The organism is Streptomyces sp. NRRL WC-3605 (assembly GCF_001509795.1).
In the GTDB taxonomy this organism is placed as follows: domain Bacteria; phylum Actinomycetota; class Actinomycetes; order Streptomycetales; family Streptomycetaceae; genus Streptomyces; species Streptomyces viridochromogenes.
On the sequence record NZ_LLZN01000051.1, the window covers coordinates 38,751 to 58,115 of the forward strand.

Genomic DNA, 19,365 nt, shown 5'->3' on the forward strand with positions numbered 1-19,365 from the left:
CATCGCTTGTTGTCATAGTGCGCCCTGGAGGCGCGCTAAGTCAACAGCTGTTGGCCTACGCTTGTTGGCTCGACGGGTGGGAGGGTGCGCGGGCCCGCGCCGTCGGGCGCGCGCAGGGGCAGCCAAGCCCTCCGCCGAAACGGCCGAACGCCGGCCCGGTCAGGCACCGGGCCGGCGTACGACGTGCTCCCCGCGTCAGCTTCGCGCGGCGCGAAGCGGTTCACCGACGCTCCGGAGGTGGCGCAGCGCCTCCCGGTGGGAGTCGATGAGACCGGTCTGGTGGTACGGGATGCCCAGTTCCGCGCAGTACTGCTCGGTGATGGCCTGGGCGCGGCCGAGAGCCGGGGTGGGCATGCTCGGGAACAGGTGATGCTCGATCTGGTAGTTCAGCCCGCCCATGAAGACGTCGACCAGGGCGCCGCCGCGGACGTTGCGCGACGTGAGGACCTGGCGGCGCAGGAAGTCCAGCCGGGTGCCCTCCTCGATCATCGGCATCCCCTTGTGGTTCGGTGCGAACACCGACCCGAGGTAGATGCCGAACAGCCCCTGGTGGACGGCGATGAACGCCAGCGCCTTGCCCGGCGAAAGGACGGAGAAAAGGGCGCCGAAATACAGTCCGAAATGCATCACGAGCAGCGTTCCCTCGAGCACGGGACGTTTCACCGAGCGGCTCCCCAGAGCCCGGAAACTGCTGAAGCTGAGATTCAGCCCTTCCAAGGTCAGCAGGGGAAAGAAGAGCGCCGCCTGATGCTTGCCGACGAAGCGGGGGAGGCCCTGCGCTTTACGGGCCTGTCGCCGCGACCAGACGAGAATGTCCGGCGCCACGTCGGGGTCCTTGCCTTCGTGGTTGGGATTCGCGTGGTGCCGGGTGTGCTTGTTCATCCACCAGCCGTAGCTCATGCCGAGCAGCAGGTCGGCGACCAGGAGGCCGCCCGCCTCGCTGGGCCGTCGGCGGGAGAACACCTGCCGGTGGGCGAGGTCGTGGGCGGCGAGCCCGAGCTGACCGAAGACCACGGCCAGGGCGACCGCGACGAGGAGCTGCCCCCAGCTGTCTCCCAGGGTGAAAAAGGCGACTGTCGACCAGGCGAGAGCAAGCGCCACCGCGCCGAAACGCACGGTGTAATACAGCGGGCGACGCCGGAGAAGACCGGCCGCGGTGATCCGGCGGGACAATTCGGAGAAGTCGCTTCCATCGCGCCGTTCGTCTTGCCTTCGTTGCGTGGGCGGACCTGCCGGAAGAACCGTGGGATGCGTCATGACGGTAAGTATCTGAACCGTGCACCGACCGCGGAATGACGGTCGCCCCCGAGGTGGGGGAGGGGGTAGCACCACCTTGAGGGTGTGGATTGCCCGGGGCCGCTCCCTTCGCGGCCTCGGGCGAGGGCGGTGACCGCCTCGGACGAGGGGGTGACCGCCTCGGGCGAGGGCGGTGACCGTCTCAGGCGAGGGCGGTGACCAGGAGTGTGAAGGCGGCGATGATGACGGCGACACGGACATAGTGGTAGCGGTCCCAGCGGTTCATCTGCTCCTTCCAGTCCGCCGGCCGGTTCTCGGGCGTCCACGTCTTGCCGCGGTTGTTGATCGGGACGAGCAGCAGGACCGACATGACGACACTGACCAGCAGCAGCGCACCGGCGACGACGAGGAGGGCCGTGCCGTCCTCGTTCCAGGTGACCGCGGCCCACAGTGCGGTGAGCAGCAGTGAGCCTATGTACCAGAACGGCATGAGCGCGCCGAGCATCCGGCCGCCGTGAGCACGGGCGAGTTGGTCGCTGTCCTCGGGGAGGGCGCTGAAGATCCGGTTCATGACGAAGGCGACCGCGAACTCCACCCCGACCATCAGTCCGACGATCACGGTGGTGGCGACTTCCAGGACGTTGAGCATGACGACCCCTCCGGCTATCTAGCGTTGCTAGCTGACGGGTCAACGCTAACTCTGCCTACGCTCGATTGTCTAGCGGTGCTAGGATGGAAGTCATGTCGGTCAAGGAACGCAAGGAACGCGAACGGGCGCAGCGCGAGCGCCTCATCGTCGCCACGGCCCGGGAGCTCGCCGAGGAACAGGGTTGGGACGCGGTCACCACCCGCCGGCTCGCCGAGCGCATCGAGTACAGCCAGCCCGTCCTGTACAGCCACTTCCGCGGCAAACGCGAGATCATCGGCGCCGTCGCCCGGGAAGGGGCGGCCGAGATGGCCGTGGCGGTGCGGGCCGCGGTGGCTGGCGCCGACGGCCCGCGTGACCGGGTCGCCGCCCTCGCCCGGGCCTACCTGGACTTCGCCGAGCGCAATCCGGCGGTCTACGACGCCCTGTTCGACCTCGACGGCGGCCTGGCGTTCGCGCAGGAGGACACCCCCGGCGAGCTCAAGGACGCCTTCGCCGCCCTGCTGGAGACCCTGGGCGAGGTCGCCGGGGACGGTGTCCACCCGGGGCTGTTCACCGAGACGTTCTGGGCGTCCCTGCACGGACTGGCCACTCTGACCCGGGCGCGACGCCTGCCGCCGGAGGACACGGAGCGCAGGATCGAGCTGCTGGTGGACCGCCTCGCCGTGATGTGAACGTCAGCCCCGCCGGGCCGTATCGCGATTCAGCCCCGCCGGGCGGTATCGCGATTCAGCCCCGCCGGGCGGTATCGCGATTCAGCTCTGCCGGGAGTGCACAGGACTGTTCGCGACCTCCTGCGGACACTTCCGGTGCGGGGCCCGCGTCCGCCGGTCGCGGACCCAGTCCGACGTGGCCAGCGCCAGCGAGGCCAGCATGCCGACGATCCCGGTGCCCAGGGCGATGACGAGGGCGTTCTGGTAGTCCTTGCCGTCTCCGAGCACCATGTAGAAGAGGCCGGGCAGGGCGGCGGTGCCCACCGCGGCGCCGAGCCGCTGCCCCGTCTGCAGCGCCCCTCCGGCCGCGCCGGCCATGTGCACGGGCACGTCCCGCAGGGTCATCGTGATGTTCGGCGACACCACGAACCCCCCTGCGATGCCCCCGAGGAACAGCACGGGGGCGGCGATCCACGGAGCGACGTCGAGCGGCGCGAACCGCAGCAGCAGCGCGGCTCCGCCCAGCCCGCAGATCACCCCCGCCAGCCCGCACACGGTCAGCAGCCGGCCGAACCGGTCCACCAGCCGCCCCGCGAGCACCGCGGCCCCGGCCGAGCCGAGCGCGAACGGGGTCACGGCGAGCCCCGACTCCAGGGGCGAGAAGTTCCGCCCGTCCTGGTAGAAGAGGGCGAAGACGAGCCAGACGCCGCTGAACCCGATGAAGTACAGCGTGCCGACACCGGCGCCCACGGCATAACCGCGCACCGTGGTGAACAGCCGTGGATCGAGCAGCGGCCTCGTCCCCCGGGCGACCAGACGGTACTGCCGGCGCACGAAGAGGAACAGGACCGCGGCGCCGACGAGGAACAGCCACCACAGCCGGCCCAGCCCGCCTGCCTCCGCCTGCACGAGCGGATACATCAGGGCCAGGACGCCGAGCCCCAGGAGCAGCACACCGGGGACATCCACGTGTCCCCGCCCGGAGCGCCGGGTGCGCGGCAGGAGACGCCGTCCGAGCAGGACGGCGAGGATGCCGATGGGGACGTTGACGTAGAAGATCCAGCGCCACCCCTGCGCGCCGTCGGCCAGCGCCAGGATCATCCCGCCGACGAGAGGGCCGGACGCCGACGAGATGCCGACGGTCGCCCCGAAGTAGCCGAAGGCACGGCCGCGTTCCGCGCCGCGGAACATCTGCTGGATGAGCGCGGAGTTCTGCGGCGCCATGAATCCCGCGGCCAGGCCCTGCGCGAGACGGGCCACCACCAGGAGCGTGATGTCGGGAGCCGCACCGCAGGCCGCGCTGAAGAGCACGAAGCCGCACAACGCCGTCAGGAAGATACGGCGCCGGTCCAGGGCGTCGCCCAGCCGCCCGGCGGTGACCAGGGCGAGGGCGAACGTGAGGGTGTATCCCGACACCACCCACTGCACCTGCGCGGGGGAGGCGTGCAGGTCGCGCTGCACGGTGGGCAGGGCCACCGCCACGATCGTGACGTCCAGCAGGCTCATGAAGCCCGCCACCAGGGTGACCCACAGCGCCCGCCACCGGCGCGGGTCCGGCTGATACTCGCCCGTCCGGCCACCGGGGTCCCGGTCGCCCGCCGCTGACGCCGACGCTGTCACATGGAGTCCTCTCACACCGCCCGGTCGAACAGGTCCCCGGTTCCCCCGACGTACGCCGCGCACACCCGGCCGCCCTCGAACGGTCCACGCGCGGGGCGCCCCCGCATTCAGCGAGGCGGTGGATAGATCAGCGAGCCGTCGACGACCTGGGCGTGAGGACTCAGCGTCCCCGGAGAGGACGAGGTCGCCGACATGATGTGCACGACCTCCACACCGGCGACGATCAGGGCATCCGTGATCAGCCGCCGATGGCACCGCCACGGCACCGCCTCGCTGCACATGATCGCGGGCCGTTCACGTGCCGCCAGCTCCAGCAACTCGCCGAGCCCTTCGGCGAACGCGGGCGTGCTCATGTGGTCGGCGTAGTCACGGAAGGCCTTGACCCGCCAGGCCCCGTTCGGACTCGGCACCCCCACCGGAGTGTGCCGTCGGCCGCCCAGCTCCCGGATCCACCGATAGCCGATGTCGGGCGGCAGGGCCTCGACGACCGCTTCCTGGTTCCACTGCGGATGCTTCCGGGACGAGGGGTACGACCGGACGTCCACCAGACACGTGACGCCGTTGCCGCGCAGCATGCCGACGACGTCGTCGAAGCCGCGGGTGGAGTGCCCGATCGTGTACACGCGGTCCGTCATCGCACTGCCTCGCCGCCCAAGCCGCTCCGGGAAAGCCTGCCGCCTACAGCTTCGTCAGTGCCCCGCCCTTGTGCATGGCGACATGACCGGTCTTGTCGCTCTTGATCTCGTACTGCGGATCCTCTTGCGAGCAGTGCCGGGTGTGCCCCTTGTACTCCACGTCGCGCGTGTGCTCCTTGACGATGACGCCTTCGACGTGACCCGCCTCGGAATTCCACCGCACCCGTTGACCGAAGGCGAACTGGTCAGTCATCGCGATCTCCCTTCTCCCGGCGCGGCATCCGCTCCGTGCCCGACTTCTGGCCCTGCCGCGTCACGCCGCGCCGGGTGCCCCGGGCCACGGCGTCCAACCGTGCGGAAAACCGGTGTCCGCCGTCCGTCCCCCGGTGATAGACACCCGGTGTGACCATGACACTCGAGTTCTCCGACCTGCGGCGCCTGATCGACGAACGGTCCACCGCCTTCCGGGCCGCGATCGCTTCCGCGCCCAGTCTCGACGTGCGGGTGCCCACCTGCCCGGAGTGGACGCTGTTCGATCTGGTGCAGCACCTGGGCGGCGGAGACCGCTTCTGGGCCGCCGTCGTCGAGGCGGGACCCGCCGACGCGCCACCGGCGGAGGCCGTCGCCCTACGGGCCGCCGTGGCCGCGCCGCGGGAGCGTGAGGCGCTGCTGGCCTGGCTGGCCGAGTCGACGCGGCTGCTGCTGAGCGCGCTGGAGGAGGCGGGCCCGGATCACGGTTGCTGGACGTGGTGGCGTGCCTCGCAGTCCCCGCAGACCGCGGGCGGCGTCGCCCGGCACCGGGTCCAGGAGACCGCGGTGCACACCTACGACGTCCAGGTCACCCAGGGGACCCCGCGGCCACTTCCGGACGAGGTGACGCTCGACGGCGTCGACGAGTTCCTGTCCACCTGCATCGCGACGCCGGCCGCCTGGCCGCACAAGCCCGCCACGATCGACTTCCACGCGACCGAGGGCCCCTCCTGGCGCCTCACACTCGACGCGGACGGGGCACGAGCCACGCGTCTTTCCGCCGACGTCGAGACCCCCGACCTCTCCGTCACGGGAACCGCCGGCGAACTGATCCTCTGCTTCTACGACCGCATCCCGGCCGCCTCCCTCCGACTCGACGGAGACGCCGGCCTGCTCGACCTGCTCCGCGCCTGGGAGCCGGAGGAGTAGAGAGACAGGCGGACACCGCTTGCCGCGCGGCGCAGGCCGGTACTGATCCGTAAGCTCGGACGACATGGAGACAACGGCGTCCTTCGTCCATCATCTCGGGGTGTTCGCCTCGGACTTCGAGGCCGGCGAACGGTTCTACACCGCCGCGCTGGACGCGCTCGGCGTCGGCATCGGTTACCGGGCCGACGGCGTCGCCGAATACTGGAGCCCAGGGCAGGACACACCGTCGTTGTCCCTGGAGCAGGCGGAGACCGAGGATGCCGCCACCACGGGGGCGCACATCGCGTTCACGGCGGTCAGCCGGGACGCGGTGGACGCCTTCCACGCGGCCGCGGTGGCGGCCGGGGGCGCCTCCCGGCACGCGCCCCGCTGGTGGAGCGAGTACCGCGCCTACTGCGCGTTCGTCAGCGACCCGGACGGCAACAACGTCGAAGCCGTCCACAAGGAGGGCTCCTCCTAGCGATCCAGTGCACGTCAGGGATGCAGCTTCTCGCCCTTCGCGAGCATCGCCACGAACTTCTCGATCCGGCGGGCCCGGGTCTCCGGCTTCTTGGCGTCCTGGACGCGGTAGAGGATCGCGTAGCGGTTCTGCCGGTCCAGCGCCTCGAAGAACTCCGCGGCAGCCGGTTCGGCGGCCAGGGCCGCGGCGAGGTCGTCCGGCACCGTGGCGGTTCTGGAGCTGTCGTACGCGGCGTCCCAACGGCCGTCCGCCTTGGCCCGGTCGATCTCGGCCTGGCCCGCCGGCTGCATCCGGCCCTGCTCGATCAGGGCGGCCACCTTGTCCCGGTTCACCTTGGACCACTTGCTGCGCGCCGTGCGCGGCGTGAACCGTTGCAGCCACCACTGATCGTCCAGCCCAGCCTTCTGACCGTCGATCCACCCGTAGCAGAGGGCCACGTCGAGCGCCTGGGCGTAGTCCAGCGCCACGACTCCCGGGCTCTTCTTGCGCAGCTTGAGCCAGATGCCGGGCGAAACGGCGTGGTTCTCCCCGAGCCACGCCTCGAACGCCTCAGCGGATTCGAACGCCACGATCTCCAAGTTCTGAGTCACCCCAGCAGCGAACCACACCGGGCCGATGGTCACTGAGCAGTTTCAGGATCCGTCGGAGCGACTGGCATCGTCGGCCGGGTGGGTGTCAGTGCCGTGTGACAACCTCCGGGGCATGACCTATGACCTTGCTGTCTGGGAAGGCGAGAGACCCGCGGACGACAAAACCGCCGGCCGGATCTTCAGCGACTTGTACGACTGCTACATCGAAGGTGCGGACGAACCTCCGTCGGAACGCATAGAGGCTTACGTGACCGCGTTGCTCGAGCGGTGGTGCGACATCACCGAGGAAGAGGAGGACACCTCGCCCTGGTCGGCCGGCCCGTTGATCGACGAAGCCAGTGGACCGCTGATCTATTTCGCCATGCGGTGGAGCATGGCGGAGGAGGCGTCGGCCTACGCGGCTTCACTGGCGGAGTCCATGGGCCTGGTCTGTTTCGACGTGCAACAGGACCGGCTCCGGCCGTAGTTCAGTGCCCCCCGCCGGACAGGCAGGCCGACGACTGCGGCGCCCAGTAGCCGCGCTCGCCGCCACACTCGGGCACCCCGTGACGCAGATACGTGCCCACATCTGAGGGGAAGACTCCGGCGTGCCAAGATCGGGGAATGATCTTGAAGGTCGGGCGGACCGACGCGCGCACATCGCCGGACGAGCAGATGAAGGAGCTCTTCAGCGAAGGGTTCCCGGAGTTCATCACCGCCGATCGGCTGGTGAAACAGTTCATTGGCAGGGTCGGTGAGTGGTTCGCCGACCTGAACCTCATGCTGGTGGACGACCGCGGCCTACCAGTGGCCTCCGGCGGGGGCGTGCGGCACTGCTGAACGTCACTGAACGGCGGCGGCCCGTCGTTCGACCACACAGCGGTCGATGCTGTCCACGACACCCGCGGTCGTGACGCGTACCCGGTAGGTTGTCGTCTCCTTCGCGGGCACCCATACAGGGTCCCTGGTCTTTACCATCTGGGAGCCCTGGGCGTACAGGAAGTCCATCTTCACGGCGAAGGTGCCGTCGCGCCCGTTCGGATTCGTGACTTTCACGGTGGCGCGCGGGTCCGACGGACTCGGACAGCTCACGAGTACCGCCGACCCGTCCTTCAACGGCTCGGCGGCCTCGGTGGAAGGGGAGGCGGGCGGCTGCGAGGCGGGTGTACTGGCGCTGTCGGCGGCGCTCGGCTCCGTCGTCGTGGCGCTGTCCGGCGAGGCACTGTCGGTCGTGCGTGCGGTGCCACTCCCCGCAGCGCATCCCGTCGACAGAACCGACAGGCTCACGACGATCGCCGCCGACACCGCGATGGACCTGGGCCTACGCCCCCTCATGTACATGCCGTCACCCTACCTGCGGATATCCCTCGCACCTGCCGCAGGTGGATGCACAGGCAGCACACCGCCGGCCGGTGGGACCTCGCACCGGTCGGCGGCGTGTGTCAGCGGGTGGTTCAGGGCGTCAGCACTCGCCCCTCCACACGACCCGGGTGATGGTCAGCCCCGCCTCGGCGTTCGCCTTGTACTTGCCCGGACCCGGGTTGTAGTGGAAGCAGTCCGTCGACGGCTGACCGCCGAGGTACGACGTCACGTCCACGTGGTCCGCGCCCGGGTACGCGACGCCGTTGTTGAAGATGGAGCCGACGGCCAGGTTCCCCGACCAGTTGCCCGCCACCCTGAGGACGAGCCGGCCCGACTGGTTGGCGCCGCTGTAGGCGCAGAAGTAGCCCTTCCCGCACCCGGCGGGATTGGGCTCGGCGGACGCCGACGGGGCCACGGCGAGAACCCCGGCGAAGGCGGCCGCCACAGCTCCGGCGCCCAGTGCGGTGAGTCGCTTTCCGGTCAGCACGGTGAGTTCCCTTCGCCTCAGCACTCGCCGCGCCAAACGACCTTGACGACACGGGTGCCCGGGACCGCGTTCGCCTTGTAGGCGCCCGGACCCGGGTTGTAGTGCAGGCACGCGGTCTCGGTTCCGCCTTCGACGGTGTACGTCACGTTGACGTGGTCAGCGCCCGGGAAACGCACCCCGTTGTTGAACGCGGAGCGGAAGGCTACGCTTCCGCTCCAGTTTCCCTTGGTTTTCAGTACGAGTTGACCGGTCTGGTTCTCCCCGCTGTAGGCGCAGAAGTATTCCTTCCCGCAGCCCGGCGGATCGGCCTCGGCCGCCGCGCCTGGCGCGTTGACCAGCACGGTGGCGAAGGCGGCGGCCGCCGCCGCCCCGATGGCAGCACGTGTGCGCATGTGGTTCTTCCCCCTTGAACGACAGTGCGACAAGCCTTGTCGCACGCCATTCAGGCTGCCCGCCGGAGCCGGTCGCTGCCAGGTGATTCGGCGGCTGCCGAAAAAGCCTGCTGGTATGCCCGGACAGGCGTGCGCATCGGGCCGGTTGGCGTGAAAGGTGATATCGCGATCGCCATTGTCACGGGACCATTGGTACTGTCCCGCGCTGATTTCTTCAGTTGAACACGCGACTGACTGCGATGGAATTCCGTGCTCCGAGTCCATTTCACGCGAGAAGATCTGCTCCGAACCCGAGTCACCGACGCTCCCGACCCTTTGTGGGAACTCGTACTCAGTGTGAACCTTTTGGCAACACGTCAGGGACGGGCCGTATTCGACATATGGCGCGCGGACGCCCGTAGAGCGCTGCGCCGACTGCCCCGCCACCAGCTGCACCTCGTCCGGGCGCTCGCTCCGCCCCGGGGCAGCTTCCCCGACTTCCTCAACCCGCCGGAGGCATCCCAGGGGCTGGCGGAGGGAGTCGAGGCCGTCCTGTCGACGCCGCGCCGCCGGCTGGGCCAGGAGATGACCGTGCTCGCCCGGGCACCGAGATGGCTGCGCCCGCTGGCCGACGGCGAGCCCGCGGCGCTGGAGTTCCTCGGGAAGGCACTCCACGGCTACTTCCACGCCGCCCTGGCCCCGCACTGGCCGGCCGTCCGGGCACAGATCGAGGCCGACCGGGCGGTCCGCGCACGCGAGATGCTGCGCGGCGGCGTCGACGCACTGCTGTCCGGCCTGGGACCGTCGTTGCGCTGGCGTCCGCCGGTACTGGAGACCGCCTACCCGTTCGACCGCGATCTGCGCCTCGACGGCAGAGGGCTGCTCCTGTTGCCGTCCGTGTTCTGCTGGCAGACGCCCATCACGCTGACCGACCCGGATCTGCCGCCCGTCCTCGTCTATCCGGTGGCCCGCTCGTACCGCTGGTGGCTGCCTCAGCAGACGGGGCCGGAGCCCCGCACGCTCGCCAGGCTGCTCGGCCACGGAAGGGCCGTCGTCCTACGGGCGTTGGAGGACGGGTGTACGACGAGCGAGGTGGCGCGGCGCGTGGGCGTGACCCCCGCGACGGCCAGCGAACATGTCGGCATCCTGCGGGAGGCCGGCCTGGCCGCCTCCGTCCGTGACCGCAACACCGTGCTGCACGTCCTCACCCCGCTGGGCGCGAGCCTCCTGACGGCGAACGGATGCGGCCGGCAGTGAGCGCGGCATCGTAAGCCGGGGGAGGTCACTCGAGGGCTTCGAGGAAGTCGAGGAAGTCGAGGAGTGCGGTGTGCAGGATGCCGGGCTGTTCCAGGTGCAGGTCATGACCTGTGCCGGGGACGCACTGGGCCAACGTGTCGGGACGCCTCCGGAGCATGTCGTCGGCCTCCTGCTCCGGGAGGAAGCCGGACTGCGCCAGGACGAGCAGAGTCGGACACGTGACCCGCTCCCACTCGGACCAGAAGGACCTCTGGGCGTTCTCCGCCAGAGAGCGGACCATGACCTCCCGGTCGAAGCGGGGCCACCATCCGTCCCCGCGCTCCTCTAGCCCCGCCGCCCAGCCCGCGCCGACCTGCCCGCCGCCGAAGAACGCGGCCGCCGCCTCGCGCGACGGAACGGCGTCGGCCACGAGTCGAGCCACGAGCCGATGGTGGCGGGAGCGTCCGGAAGCGGACCGCCGGCACCGGCCTCCACGAGCACCAGCCCGCGAACGAACCCGGGATGTGCGGCGGCCGTGAGCATCACCGTGTGCCCGCCCAGCGACGCCCGACGAGCCGCCCGGGCGCCCTGATGCCCGGATACCCGGGTCGAGGGTGCGTCCAGCGCGCCGTCGGGCCACGCCCGCCTCGGCGGGATGCCTCACCAATCGCACGGGCTGCCTCGTCAAGCCTCGGGATTCCTCGTTCAGCTCTCGGGTACTCCCGGAAGCACCACTGTCCACCGATACCGGAGAGTCATGACAGGCACGACGGAGAACGACCAGCTGAACCGCTTCTGCAAGGCGTGCGGCACGCCCGCCGGCGACGGGGAACTCTGCGCCCACTGCGGCGCGGTCCTGGATCTGCCCGACAAGGCGGGACTGGTCGAGGACCAGGGTGCCGGGGTCCGACGTGACCTCGGCGAAGAGACGCACACGTAGAACGGACTCTCCGGCTGGGCCGGCCGGGTGGGGGAGGCCGTGTGAGCAGCGCGTCGATGGGTAGCCGGTGCGCGTGACGAAATCCCTCATCGCCGTCATCGACGTCGACGGCACGCTGATCGACTCCAACTACCACCACGCGCTCGCGTGGTACCGGGCCCTGCGCTCGGTGGGTGAGATCTGGCCCGTGTGGCAGCTGCACCGCTTGATCGGCATGGGCGGGGACCAGCTGGTCACCGCCCTGGGAGGCGAGGATCTGGAGCGCCGGGTGGGCGACCGGGCCCGGGAGCAGCAGGGCCGCGAGGCCGACGCGCTGCTCGACGAGATGGCGCCGCTGCCCGGCGCGCGCGACCTGCTCCTGGCCATCAAGGAACGAGGTCACCGGCTGGTGCTCGCCAGCTCCGGCAAGGAGCGCCACGTGGACGCCTTCCTGGACAAGCTGGACGCCCGCGACATCGCCGACGACTGGACCAGCAGCGCCGACGTCGAGGCATCCAAGCCCGCGCCGGACCTGCTGCACGTGGCCCTGAAGAAGCTGGGCGCGCCGCCCGACGCGGCGAGTGTGATGGTCGGCGACTCGGTGTGGGACGTAGAGGCGGCGAAGCGGGCCGGAATGCCGGCGATCGTCGTCCGCTCCGGAGGATTCGGCGACGACGAACTGCGGGACGCGGGCGCCATCGCCCTGTACGACACCCCCCGTGACCTCGTGAAGGCACTGGACGACACGCCCCTCGCCTGAGGCGGGCCGACGCCGGGATTCCGTCACCGCCGGCGGATGCACACTGGACCCACCATGAGCAGCCACGCGTACCCGGCCTTGCCCGACGTCGTCGCCGAGGGCCTGGACGTCGTCTTCGTCGGGATCAATCCAGGGCTGGCGTCGGCGCTGCGGGGACACAGCTTCTCGACGCCCGGCAACAGAATGTGGCCGGCCCTGCACCGCTCGGGTTTCACACCGCACCGGTTCCGGCCCGAGGAGGAGCGCGACCTGCTGGGGCTGGGCCTGGGCATCACGAGCATCGTGCGCAGGCCGACGGCCCGGGCGGCGGAGCTCACGCCGGACGAGTTCCGGCAGGGCGGCGAAGACCTGGTCCGGCGGATGGACGCCCTGCGCCCCACGTGGCTGGCCTTCCTGGGGGTCACCGGCTACCGCGCGGCGTTCGGGGCGCGTGACGCGGGCGTGGGAGCCCAGCCGGCGTCCATCGGGGGCGCACGGGTGTGGGTGCTGCCCAACCCCAGTGGGCTCAACGCGCACTACCCGCCGTCCGCGCTCGCCGTGGAGTTCGCCAAGCTCCGCGTCGCCACCGGCCTGCCCGACCGCTCCGGCCTGACCGGCGACGGCCCTTTCGAGCTCAAGGGGATCGGTAGGTGACGGGACGGTCAGTCACCGGCGCTGCGGCCGCCGTCGACGGGGAGCGTCACACCAGTCACGAAGGACGCCGTCTCGAGATACGTGACGGCCTCGACGACGTCGCTCACCTCGCCCATCCGGCGGAGCGGATGCCGCAGCGCGAGGTCCGCCTCGTCATCGCCCTCGTGCATGGGGGTGCTGATGATGCCCAGCGCGACCGCGTTGCTGCGGATGCCGTGCGCCGCGAACTCGACGGCGAGTGACCGGCTGGCAGCCTGGAGGCCGCCCTTGGTCAGGGAGGCGAGGACCGAGGGCTCGGTGGACCGGGGGTGGTCGGCCAGGCTGGTCGTGATCTGGACGACGTGCCCACCGCCCTGCCGGAGCATCTGCCCGACGGCGAGCTGGGTGATCCGGAAGAAGCCGGTCAGATTGACGCCGACGATCGCTTCGTAGTCCTCCTGGGAGTACTCCGTGAACGGCTTGCCGATGAACAGGCCGGCGTTGTTCACCAGGGTGTCGATACGGCCGAACCGCTCGGTCGCTGCGGCACAGACACGGTCCGCAGTGGCCGGGTCCGCGATGTCGCCCCGGACCGTGAGCACATCGGCTTCGTCGGAGGGATCGATGGAGCGGGAGGTCGCGACGACCCGGTGCCCGAGCGCGCGAAAGGCGTCGACCAGTCCCGCCCCGATGCCTTGCGACGCACCGGTGATCACGGCGACCTTGGCGTCAGGAGGATGCATGGCAGGCTGCCTCGCTCTCGATCACCCCCCTGGTTCGGCCGCCCAGCCCTCACTGGGAGGTGGGACGTGCCCTCTCCATACTGACGCCGGACCGCGAAGCGCGCGCTCCGACGGGCGTCCGTACCCCGCCGTGGTCAGGACCCGCAGTCCTTCCCGGCGTCGCACTGCCAGCCCGAGAGGCCGCCCTCACGGGGGTTGTCGATGTCATGGTCGAACCGCAGGAAGCCCCATGCCACCCAGGCGATGAAGACGACGCACAGCGCGAGGAAGATCCACAGGGCAGACAGGCGGTGAGGGCCGTTGTCAGAGGCGTGTGTCAGAGTCTGGGCATGCTCGAGATCACGGTGGAGACGGAGAACTGGGAGCGGCACGTGCGCGTGTCGGCCGACGAGTTGGGCGGGCTGGTCCGGCGCATCGGTGGGGACGGGGACCGGTTCCTGGTCATCCAACGGATACCCGACCTGCCCGACGTGTTCGCCCAGGTCTGGCACCGAGCGGGCGGTGCCTACACGGTGGAGCATCGCGACGGTGCCGCCGACCGGCATTTCCAGGCGACGGCCGACACGGCAGAGGCGGTCATCGCGGTGCTCACCGGCTGGGCGCGCCGGCAGTCGGGATGGGACGAGGGCCTGATGTGGTCTCGGCTGGACATGGGACCGGTGCAGGAAGTCCCGCCGCTCGACCTGGAGGACGACGAGCGCGCGGAGTTGGAGCGGCGTGTGCGCCAGGTACTGGCGGGCGGCTATGCATCCCGGGCCGAACTGGCCGAGCTCGCCGAGGACTACCTGGTCACCGCCGACCGCCGACCCGTCTCACACGAGCAGGCGATCGCGCTGGCCGACCGGCTGTGGCTGGAGCGCGTCGCGGAACAGGCCACATGGCAGGGCGATACCGACCCCGAGCGACTCACCCGCGCCTTCACGGCCTTGCAAGAGACCGGCATCACCGCCCGAGAGAACTTCTCCTGCTGCCGCAACTGCGGCGAGTCCGAGATCGGTGCCGAGGGCGCCCCCGACGCCCGCGGTTACGTCTTCTTCCACTCCCAGTCCACGGACTCCGCGGCGGCCGGTCACGGACTGGCCCTGTACTACGGCGGCTTCGACGGCTCGTCCGACACCACCGCGGCCATAGGCGCTGAAGTCGTGACTGCCCTCGAAGCGGTCGGCCTCCCCACGGAGTGGGACGGCGCCCCCGGCCGCGCCATCACCGTCACCCCACTGGACTGGCGCCGCCGCCTCGTCGGCTAGCTCCTACGACCGTTCAACCGCTGTATCAGCCCAGGTGACAAACCCGGCGACGTCGGCGATCCGCCCCGGGATACTGGGCGTCCATGGACGAGGTCGAAGTCGTCGTGGCTCATTCAGAGCGGGTGACTCTGCGCGTCGGCGACGTGTTCCTGAAGGTGGACGCCGATCCGGCCCGTCTGGACGCCGAAGTCGAGGCGATGTCCCTCGCGCCGGTGCCGACGCCGGAGGTCCTGTGGCGCAAGCCGTCCGTGCTCGCGACGGCCGCGGTCCGTGGGACGACGCTCGGGCGCCTCGGCGGCCCGTCGACCGGGTCACCGGCGGCCTGGGCCGCCGCGGGCGCTGCCATCCGGCAGCTGCACGACGCACCCCTGCCACCCCGGCCGGGCGGGGCCGGGCGCAGCATCGCCACCCTGTCGGCGGAGCTGGACGCCGAGTGCGAACTCCTCGTGGCGAACGGCGTCTTGCCCGCAGACCTGGTCACCCGCAACCGCCAGATCGGTCAGGCCGCACTGCGCCCGTGGTCTCCGTGCTTCACACACGGCGACCTGCAGATCGCGCACGTCCTCGTCGAGGGGGAAGAGGTCACGGGCATCATCGACTGGTCCGAGGCGGGCCGGGGCGACGCCCTGTACGACCTCGCCACCTTCACACTCGGCCACGAGGCGCACCTCGACGACGTGCTCGCCGGCTACGGCACGGACGTCGATCGCGACGTGATCCGCGCCTGGTGGTCGTTGCGGAGCCTTCTGACGGTTCGATGGCTGATCGAGCACGGCTTCGACGCAGCGGCCCCGGGCTGCGAGATAGACGTGCTCAGAGCCCGGATGTGAGGGGAGCGAAGAACACTGGGCACACGTCCTGAACGGTTACGGGACTGCGCCGTACGACGAAGAGGCCATGCGGAGTTGTGTGCACTCGGAGCAACAGTTCAGGCCGGGCGTACGGACTGGATCACGATGCACGACCTCGATGGCAACGAGTCCGAGCGCAGCACACACCGACGTCCCGTACGAGGTCATGTGCTGGTTCATGCACCAGGTCCTGGCGGACACGCGCACCGCGGTCCCCGAGGAAGCCTCACGACCAGACGAGCCGGCCCTCGACGACCTCACACGCCGGATGGTCGCCGGACGCGATCCTCTTCAGAAGCTCCGCCACCGAGTCGAAATAGTGAGCCAGCGACTCGTACTTACCCGTGACCGTGATGTCGCCGACGAACCATGAGCCGACGCGTCCGTCCCGCACATCGACGAACAGCCCGTGCCAGCCGTCCTGGTCCGAGAAGAAGGGGATCCACTCGTTGCGCCAGAACGGAGCGTCCGGCTCGTCCGGCGGATCGAACCCTTCCGGCCTCGAGTGGTTCGCGTACAGCCTTTCCATGGCCCGGATGCCGAGAAGGAAGCTCGTCTCGTCCGGGAACCCGGCGTAGCCGCAGCACGCCACGTAGGGGTCCACGTCTTCCTCAGGAAGGTCCAGGTTGTTGAGCAGCAGCCACGCCCGCAGGTCCGGGTGGAGCGCAACTCCCATCCGTTCCTCGGCGGCCGCGAGCATCCGCTCCGTGGCGGGGCCGGGCAACTCCGCGTGATTGCCGGGGGCGTGCTGCCGAAGAAGACCCATCAACCGGGACCAGCTCTCCACCACACCCATGTCCCACTGCCCTCCCCACGCGGATACCCGGAAGGGTACTCGCAGCTGATCATGAGGCCTGAGCGTCCTCGGCGGTGAGGCGTCGGCGTTGGTAGTGGCGCGCCGCGCGGGCGCGGTTCCCGCAGGACGGCTTGCACCACTCCTGGCGCCCGTGGCTCCTGACGAAGTAGCGCACACAGCGGGGCGCGGAACAGGCCCGCAGACGAGTGCGCTGCGGCCCGCTCAGGAAGTCGATGGCGGCGCGGGCCAGCGCCGCAGGCAGCCGTACCGCCGGATCCCCCTCGGTGGACACCAGGCGCACCACGGGACCACCCCCGGACGGCCAGTCCATCTGCGGGACGACCGCTTCGCGAGCGGCGACCGAGTTGATGTACGTGAGCGCCCGGTCGGCCGGCATCAACCGGCCGGCGTCCGCCGAGCTGGGCGGATCGGGGCTGACCGCACGGGCGAAGAGGGCCCGGACCGCCTTCCGCAGTTCGACGATCTCCCTCCTGAGGCCGTCGTCGACTGCCACCTCCCCGACCACGACATGGCCGGCCAGCAGTTCGGCCTGCGCCTGGAGCCAGCGGTCCAGTCCTTGACGCGTCGCGAGGTCGTCGGCGACACCGCCGTCCCCGTCGTGGCGGATCGTGCTCGCCAGTTCCAGCGCCAGCCAGCGCTCCATGAGCGCCTCCTTCCCTCCGATCGCCGACCACTTGATCACACTCCCCCGCACACTCTAGGGTCTCTAACGGAAAACGCGAGAGTTTCCGTTAGAGGGCGAGTCGGGGGACCGCACACCTCGGCGTACACGGCATACACGGCATACACGGCGGCCCGGAGCCGTCAGGGGAGAGGACGGGGAATGACGGTGTTGCTTGCCCAGATCAGCGACCTGCACCTGGACGGGAGTGAAAGGGCCACCGAACGCGCCGCCCGCGTCATGGACCATCTGCGGAACCTGCCGCGCCCGGTGGACGCGCTCCTCGTCACCGGCGACATCGCCGATCACGGTGCCGAAGCCGAGTACGAGGAGGCCGCCCGTCTGCTGACGGCACCCTTCCCGGTGCTCACCTGCCCCGGGAACCACGACGTGCGTCCGGCCTACCGCAAGGCCCTGCTCGGAGAGGCGCCCGACGACGGCCCGATCAACCGCGTCCACCACATCGCCGGGACCGCGGTCCTGATGTGCGACTCCACCATCCCCGGCCGGGACGAAGGGCGCCTCGACGCCGAGACGCTGGGCTGGATCGACGCCCAGCTCACCGCACTGCCCACCGGCACCCCGGCGCTCGTCGCTTTCCACCAGCCGCCCGTCGCACTTCACCACCCCCTGCCCGACTCCGGCAGACTCGAACAGCCCGAGCAGCTGGCCGCCCTGCTGGAGGCGCACCCACAGGTGGCCGCCGTCCTGACCGGACACGCCCACACGGCAGCCGCCTCCACCTTCGCGAGCCGTCCCCTGATCGTCGGCCCCGCCATCACCTGGACCCTGCGCATGCCCTGGGAGGGAGACCAAGCGGCCGACCGGGACCAGCCGCCGGCGCTGGCCTTCCACGTCCTGGACGACGACCGCCGCCTGACCACCCACTACCGCGTGGTGCTCTGACCGCGTCCGAAGCGGCTGCCCGACGCCTGGACGAGCGGTCTCAGTGCTGCTGCTGGGCGAGGTCGGCAGCGGTGAGACCTTCCGGGCTCGGACGCGCCTGCTCGAGCGGCACCACCTCGGCCACCGCGCCCCACCGCTCCGCCTGCTCGGCGGTGAAGGAGACCCGGGTCAGGATCAGACAGCGAAGGCACGGTTGAGCGCCGTAGGACGAGGGGACCGTCAACCCCCCACCTTCCCGGCATCGATGCGCTGTCCGCGCGTCGCGTCCACCACGATGGGGATGCCCTCTGGGATCTGCCCGTCCAGCCGGTCCATCAGGGATTTCACCGGAGGAAGCTCCCCTGGAGTGCGGACGTGGACGTGCAGGGTGCGGGAGTTCGAGTCCACGCTGGTCACGGACGCACCGGGCTCGGAGGCGAGCCACTCCCGCGCCACGTCCTTGGTGCGACCGGTCCAGGCGTTGAGCAGCAGCGTGGCCGCTGTGTTGGCCGCGAGGGGGACGAACACGACGGCGAACAGCAGCGCCATGGCCGCGGACGCCCTGCGGTCGGGGCGTCCGGCCGCCTGGTCCGCCTCCGCCGCGTAGCCGAGCGAGGCGAACACCACCATGCCGGCGAAGACCAGGGCGAAGAGGTTCGACACGAACAGCGCCAGTGATCCCAGCGCCAGCCATCAGGACAGCTTCCCCAGGCACACCCCCGTCACCACCAGCGGCGGGACGAGAGAGATGGCGATCGCGACGCCGGGCAGTACGGCGGCGACGTCGCGGCGGGCCAGGGCGATCGCACCGGCGAGGCCGGTCGCCAGCGCGGCGATCAGGTCCATCAGGTCCGGCGAGGTCCGCGACGAGATCTGACTGTTGGACAGCAGGTCGTAGTGGTTGGGCAGCGCCAGCGACATGACCATCCCGAGCGCGACGACGAGCAGGGCCCCGACGAGGACGACCGTGACGGAGCCGGTGCGGCGGCGCAGCACCGAGCCGAGGGCGATGCCCATGATCGGTGTGGACAGGGGCGCGATGATCATGGCGCCGATGACGGTGGCCGTCGAGTCGGTGAGGACGCCGGCGCCCGCGATGACGGCCGCCAGCGTGAGCATCGTCCAGAACGCCGACCGCTTGGACGTGGTGTCGCCGGAGCGGAGAATCAGGTCCTCGGTCAGTTCGTCCAACGTCCGGCGCTGGGCGGACGGCAGGACACGGGCACGAACGCTGCTGAGCATGAGCCCAAACAACCACGACGGGGCCGGCCGGCGCGGGCAGGACACGGCGACGCGGCCGACCGGCATCGCCGGCGAGCCTCACCGAGAGTCCCCGACTCGGCCAGGTCACCACCCGGCGCTTCCGCCATCCTCCCCCTGCGGATGCACATAGCGAAGGGCTCCGACTTCGTGGGC

Annotated in this window: 27 protein-coding genes and 1 pseudogene; 12 read left to right on the forward strand and 16 right to left on the reverse strand. The window is 70.3% G+C overall.

Annotated elements, in window-relative coordinates; all coding sequences use genetic code 11:
* Window positions 1-195: 195 nt before the first annotated feature.
* Both ADL34_RS14790 and ADL34_RS14795 read right to left on the reverse strand, forming a co-directional pair.
* Entirely contained in the window at window positions 196-1,257 is a 1,062-nt protein-coding gene (locus ADL34_RS14790) for a fatty acid desaturase family protein (RefSeq protein WP_062668426.1), read from the reverse strand.
* A 181-nt stretch (window positions 1,258-1,438) separates the two neighbouring features.
* Window positions 1,439-1,885: a DUF1772 domain-containing protein gene (locus ADL34_RS14795; protein WP_062668425.1), complete on the reverse strand. Its 447-nt coding sequence runs from the start codon at window positions 1,883-1,885 to the stop codon at window positions 1,439-1,441.
* A gap of 92 nt (window positions 1,886-1,977) precedes the next feature.
* Here ADL34_RS14795 and ADL34_RS14800 point away from each other — a divergent pair, with 92 nt between their 5' ends.
* Window positions 1,978-2,556 (forward strand): TetR/AcrR family transcriptional regulator, encoded by a 579-nt coding sequence (locus ADL34_RS14800; RefSeq protein WP_062668424.1) that lies wholly within the window; start codon window positions 1,978-1,980, stop codon window positions 2,554-2,556.
* Window positions 2,557-2,637: 81 nt separating this feature from the next.
* Here the strand turns inward: ADL34_RS14800 and ADL34_RS14805 are convergent, their stop codons facing one another.
* The 3 genes from ADL34_RS14805 to ADL34_RS14815 form a co-directional block, all read right to left on the reverse strand.
* Window positions 2,638-4,155: an MFS transporter gene (locus ADL34_RS14805; protein WP_062668423.1), complete on the reverse strand. Its 1,518-nt coding sequence runs from the start codon at window positions 4,153-4,155 to the stop codon at window positions 2,638-2,640.
* A gap of 107 nt (window positions 4,156-4,262) precedes the next feature.
* Window positions 4,263-4,790, reverse strand: a complete 528-nt coding sequence (locus ADL34_RS14810; RefSeq protein ID WP_062668422.1) for a DUF488 family protein — start codon at window positions 4,788-4,790, stop codon at window positions 4,263-4,265.
* A gap of 43 nt (window positions 4,791-4,833) precedes the next feature.
* Entirely contained in the window at window positions 4,834-5,043 is a 210-nt protein-coding gene (locus ADL34_RS14815; RefSeq protein WP_062668421.1) for a DUF2945 domain-containing protein, read from the reverse strand.
* A gap of 155 nt (window positions 5,044-5,198) precedes the next feature.
* On the opposite strand from ADL34_RS14815, the gene ADL34_RS14820 reads away from it, so the two are divergent.
* Window positions 5,199-5,969 (forward strand): maleylpyruvate isomerase family mycothiol-dependent enzyme, encoded by a 771-nt coding sequence (locus ADL34_RS14820; RefSeq protein ID WP_062668420.1) that lies wholly within the window; start codon window positions 5,199-5,201, stop codon window positions 5,967-5,969.
* A gap of 64 nt (window positions 5,970-6,033) precedes the next feature.
* Window positions 6,034-6,429 (forward strand): VOC family protein, encoded by a 396-nt coding sequence (locus ADL34_RS14825; RefSeq protein ID WP_062668419.1) that lies wholly within the window; start codon window positions 6,034-6,036, stop codon window positions 6,427-6,429.
* Window positions 6,430-6,443: 14 nt separating this feature from the next.
* On the opposite strand, the gene ADL34_RS14830 is transcribed toward ADL34_RS14825, so the two are convergent.
* Window positions 6,444-7,037: a YdeI/OmpD-associated family protein gene (locus ADL34_RS14830; protein ID WP_062668460.1), complete on the reverse strand. Its 594-nt coding sequence runs from the start codon at window positions 7,035-7,037 to the stop codon at window positions 6,444-6,446.
* Between the two features lie 94 nt (window positions 7,038-7,131).
* Between ADL34_RS14830 and ADL34_RS14835 the strand changes: the two genes are divergently transcribed.
* On the forward strand, window positions 7,132-7,485 hold the full coding sequence (locus tag ADL34_RS14835; RefSeq protein ID WP_062668459.1) for a hypothetical protein: 354 nt from the start codon (window positions 7,132-7,134) through the stop codon (window positions 7,483-7,485).
* Window positions 7,486-7,622: 137 nt separating this feature from the next.
* Window positions 7,623-7,838, forward strand: a complete 216-nt coding sequence (locus tag ADL34_RS14840; protein WP_062668418.1) for a hypothetical protein — start codon at window positions 7,623-7,625, stop codon at window positions 7,836-7,838.
* Window positions 7,839-7,841: 3 nt separating this feature from the next.
* Here ADL34_RS14840 and ADL34_RS14845 read toward each other — a convergent pair whose 3' ends face one another.
* From ADL34_RS14845 to ADL34_RS14855, 3 genes are all read right to left on the reverse strand, one after another.
* Window positions 7,842-8,339 (reverse strand): hypothetical protein, encoded by a 498-nt coding sequence (locus ADL34_RS14845; protein WP_062668417.1) that lies wholly within the window; start codon window positions 8,337-8,339, stop codon window positions 7,842-7,844.
* 121 nt (window positions 8,340-8,460) lie between these two features.
* The gene (locus ADL34_RS14850; RefSeq protein ID WP_079034170.1) at window positions 8,461-8,847 is read right to left on the reverse strand and encodes a peptidase inhibitor family I36 protein; all 387 of its coding nucleotides are present in this window, start codon (window positions 8,845-8,847) and stop codon (window positions 8,461-8,463) included.
* Window positions 8,848-8,864: 17 nt separating this feature from the next.
* On the reverse strand, window positions 8,865-9,239 hold the full coding sequence (locus tag ADL34_RS14855) for a peptidase inhibitor family I36 protein (RefSeq protein WP_062668416.1): 375 nt from the start codon (window positions 9,237-9,239) through the stop codon (window positions 8,865-8,867).
* 336 nt (window positions 9,240-9,575) lie between these two features.
* Here ADL34_RS14855 and ADL34_RS14860 point away from each other — a divergent pair, with 336 nt between their 5' ends.
* Window positions 9,576-10,475, forward strand: coding sequence for a winged helix-turn-helix domain-containing protein (locus tag ADL34_RS14860; protein ID WP_234375018.1), 900 nt, complete (start codon window positions 9,576-9,578; stop codon window positions 10,473-10,475).
* Between the two features lie 25 nt (window positions 10,476-10,500).
* On the opposite strand, the pseudogene ADL34_RS14865 reads toward ADL34_RS14860, so the two are convergent.
* Window positions 10,501-11,018, reverse strand: a pseudogene (locus tag ADL34_RS14865) (alpha/beta fold hydrolase); the annotation flags it as partial.
* Window positions 11,019-11,211: 193 nt separating this feature from the next.
* On the opposite strand from ADL34_RS14865, the gene ADL34_RS14870 reads away from it, so the two are divergent.
* From ADL34_RS14870 to mug, 3 genes are all read left to right on the forward strand, one after another.
* Window positions 11,212-11,394 carry a hypothetical protein gene (locus tag ADL34_RS14870; RefSeq protein ID WP_062668414.1) on the forward strand — a complete coding sequence of 61 codons (183 nt, stop codon included), beginning with the start codon at window positions 11,212-11,214 and terminating at the stop codon, window positions 11,392-11,394.
* Between the two features lie 73 nt (window positions 11,395-11,467).
* Complete coding sequence (locus ADL34_RS14875; protein WP_062668457.1) at window positions 11,468-12,133, forward strand: HAD family hydrolase; 666 nt, start codon at window positions 11,468-11,470, stop codon at window positions 12,131-12,133.
* A 54-nt stretch (window positions 12,134-12,187) separates the two neighbouring features.
* Window positions 12,188-12,766 carry a G/U mismatch-specific DNA glycosylase gene (mug, locus tag ADL34_RS14880; RefSeq protein WP_062668413.1) on the forward strand — a complete coding sequence of 193 codons (579 nt, stop codon included), beginning with the start codon at window positions 12,188-12,190 and terminating at the stop codon, window positions 12,764-12,766.
* 8 nt (window positions 12,767-12,774) lie between these two features.
* Here mug and ADL34_RS14885 read toward each other — a convergent pair whose 3' ends face one another.
* Window positions 12,775-13,488: an SDR family NAD(P)-dependent oxidoreductase gene (locus ADL34_RS14885; RefSeq protein ID WP_062668412.1), complete on the reverse strand. Its 714-nt coding sequence runs from the start codon at window positions 13,486-13,488 to the stop codon at window positions 12,775-12,777.
* Window positions 13,489-13,817: 329 nt separating this feature from the next.
* On the opposite strand from ADL34_RS14885, the gene ADL34_RS14890 reads away from it, so the two are divergent.
* Window positions 13,818-14,735 carry a DUF6891 domain-containing protein gene (locus ADL34_RS14890; protein WP_062668411.1) on the forward strand — a complete coding sequence of 306 codons (918 nt, stop codon included), beginning with the start codon at window positions 13,818-13,820 and terminating at the stop codon, window positions 14,733-14,735.
* A gap of 83 nt (window positions 14,736-14,818) precedes the next feature.
* The gene (locus ADL34_RS14895; RefSeq protein ID WP_062668410.1) at window positions 14,819-15,565 is read left to right on the forward strand and encodes a phosphotransferase family protein; all 747 of its coding nucleotides are present in this window, start codon (window positions 14,819-14,821) and stop codon (window positions 15,563-15,565) included.
* 247 nt (window positions 15,566-15,812) lie between these two features.
* On the opposite strand, the gene ADL34_RS14900 is transcribed toward ADL34_RS14895, so the two are convergent.
* Together ADL34_RS14900 and ADL34_RS14905 are read right to left on the reverse strand one after the other, a co-directional pair.
* Window positions 15,813-16,382, reverse strand: coding sequence for an SMI1/KNR4 family protein (locus ADL34_RS14900; RefSeq protein WP_062668409.1), 570 nt, complete (start codon window positions 16,380-16,382; stop codon window positions 15,813-15,815).
* A gap of 49 nt (window positions 16,383-16,431) precedes the next feature.
* Window positions 16,432-17,046, reverse strand: coding sequence for a CGNR zinc finger domain-containing protein (locus ADL34_RS14905; RefSeq protein WP_062668408.1), 615 nt, complete (start codon window positions 17,044-17,046; stop codon window positions 16,432-16,434).
* Between the two features lie 180 nt (window positions 17,047-17,226).
* Between ADL34_RS14905 and ADL34_RS14910 the strand changes: the two genes are divergently transcribed.
* Window positions 17,227-17,970: a metallophosphoesterase gene (locus ADL34_RS14910; RefSeq protein ID WP_062668407.1), complete on the forward strand. Its 744-nt coding sequence runs from the start codon at window positions 17,227-17,229 to the stop codon at window positions 17,968-17,970.
* Window positions 17,971-18,010: 40 nt separating this feature from the next.
* On the opposite strand, the gene ADL34_RS14915 is transcribed toward ADL34_RS14910, so the two are convergent.
* The 3 genes from ADL34_RS14915 to ADL34_RS36675 are packed head-to-tail and all read right to left on the reverse strand — an operon-like array spanning window position 18,011 to window position 19,191.
* Window positions 18,011-18,193, reverse strand: a complete 183-nt coding sequence (locus ADL34_RS14915) for a hypothetical protein (protein ID WP_062668406.1) — start codon at window positions 18,191-18,193, stop codon at window positions 18,011-18,013.
* Window positions 18,190-18,612 carry a hypothetical protein gene (locus ADL34_RS36670; protein WP_234375020.1) on the reverse strand — a complete coding sequence of 141 codons (423 nt, stop codon included), beginning with the start codon at window positions 18,610-18,612 and terminating at the stop codon, window positions 18,190-18,192. The genes ADL34_RS14915 and ADL34_RS36670 overlap by 4 nt, the downstream gene beginning before the upstream one ends.
* Window positions 18,613-18,642: 30 nt before the next feature.
* Window positions 18,643-19,191, reverse strand: coding sequence for a DUF389 domain-containing protein (locus ADL34_RS36675; protein ID WP_234375021.1), 549 nt, complete (start codon window positions 19,189-19,191; stop codon window positions 18,643-18,645).
* Between the last annotated feature and the right edge of the window lie 174 nt (window positions 19,192-19,365).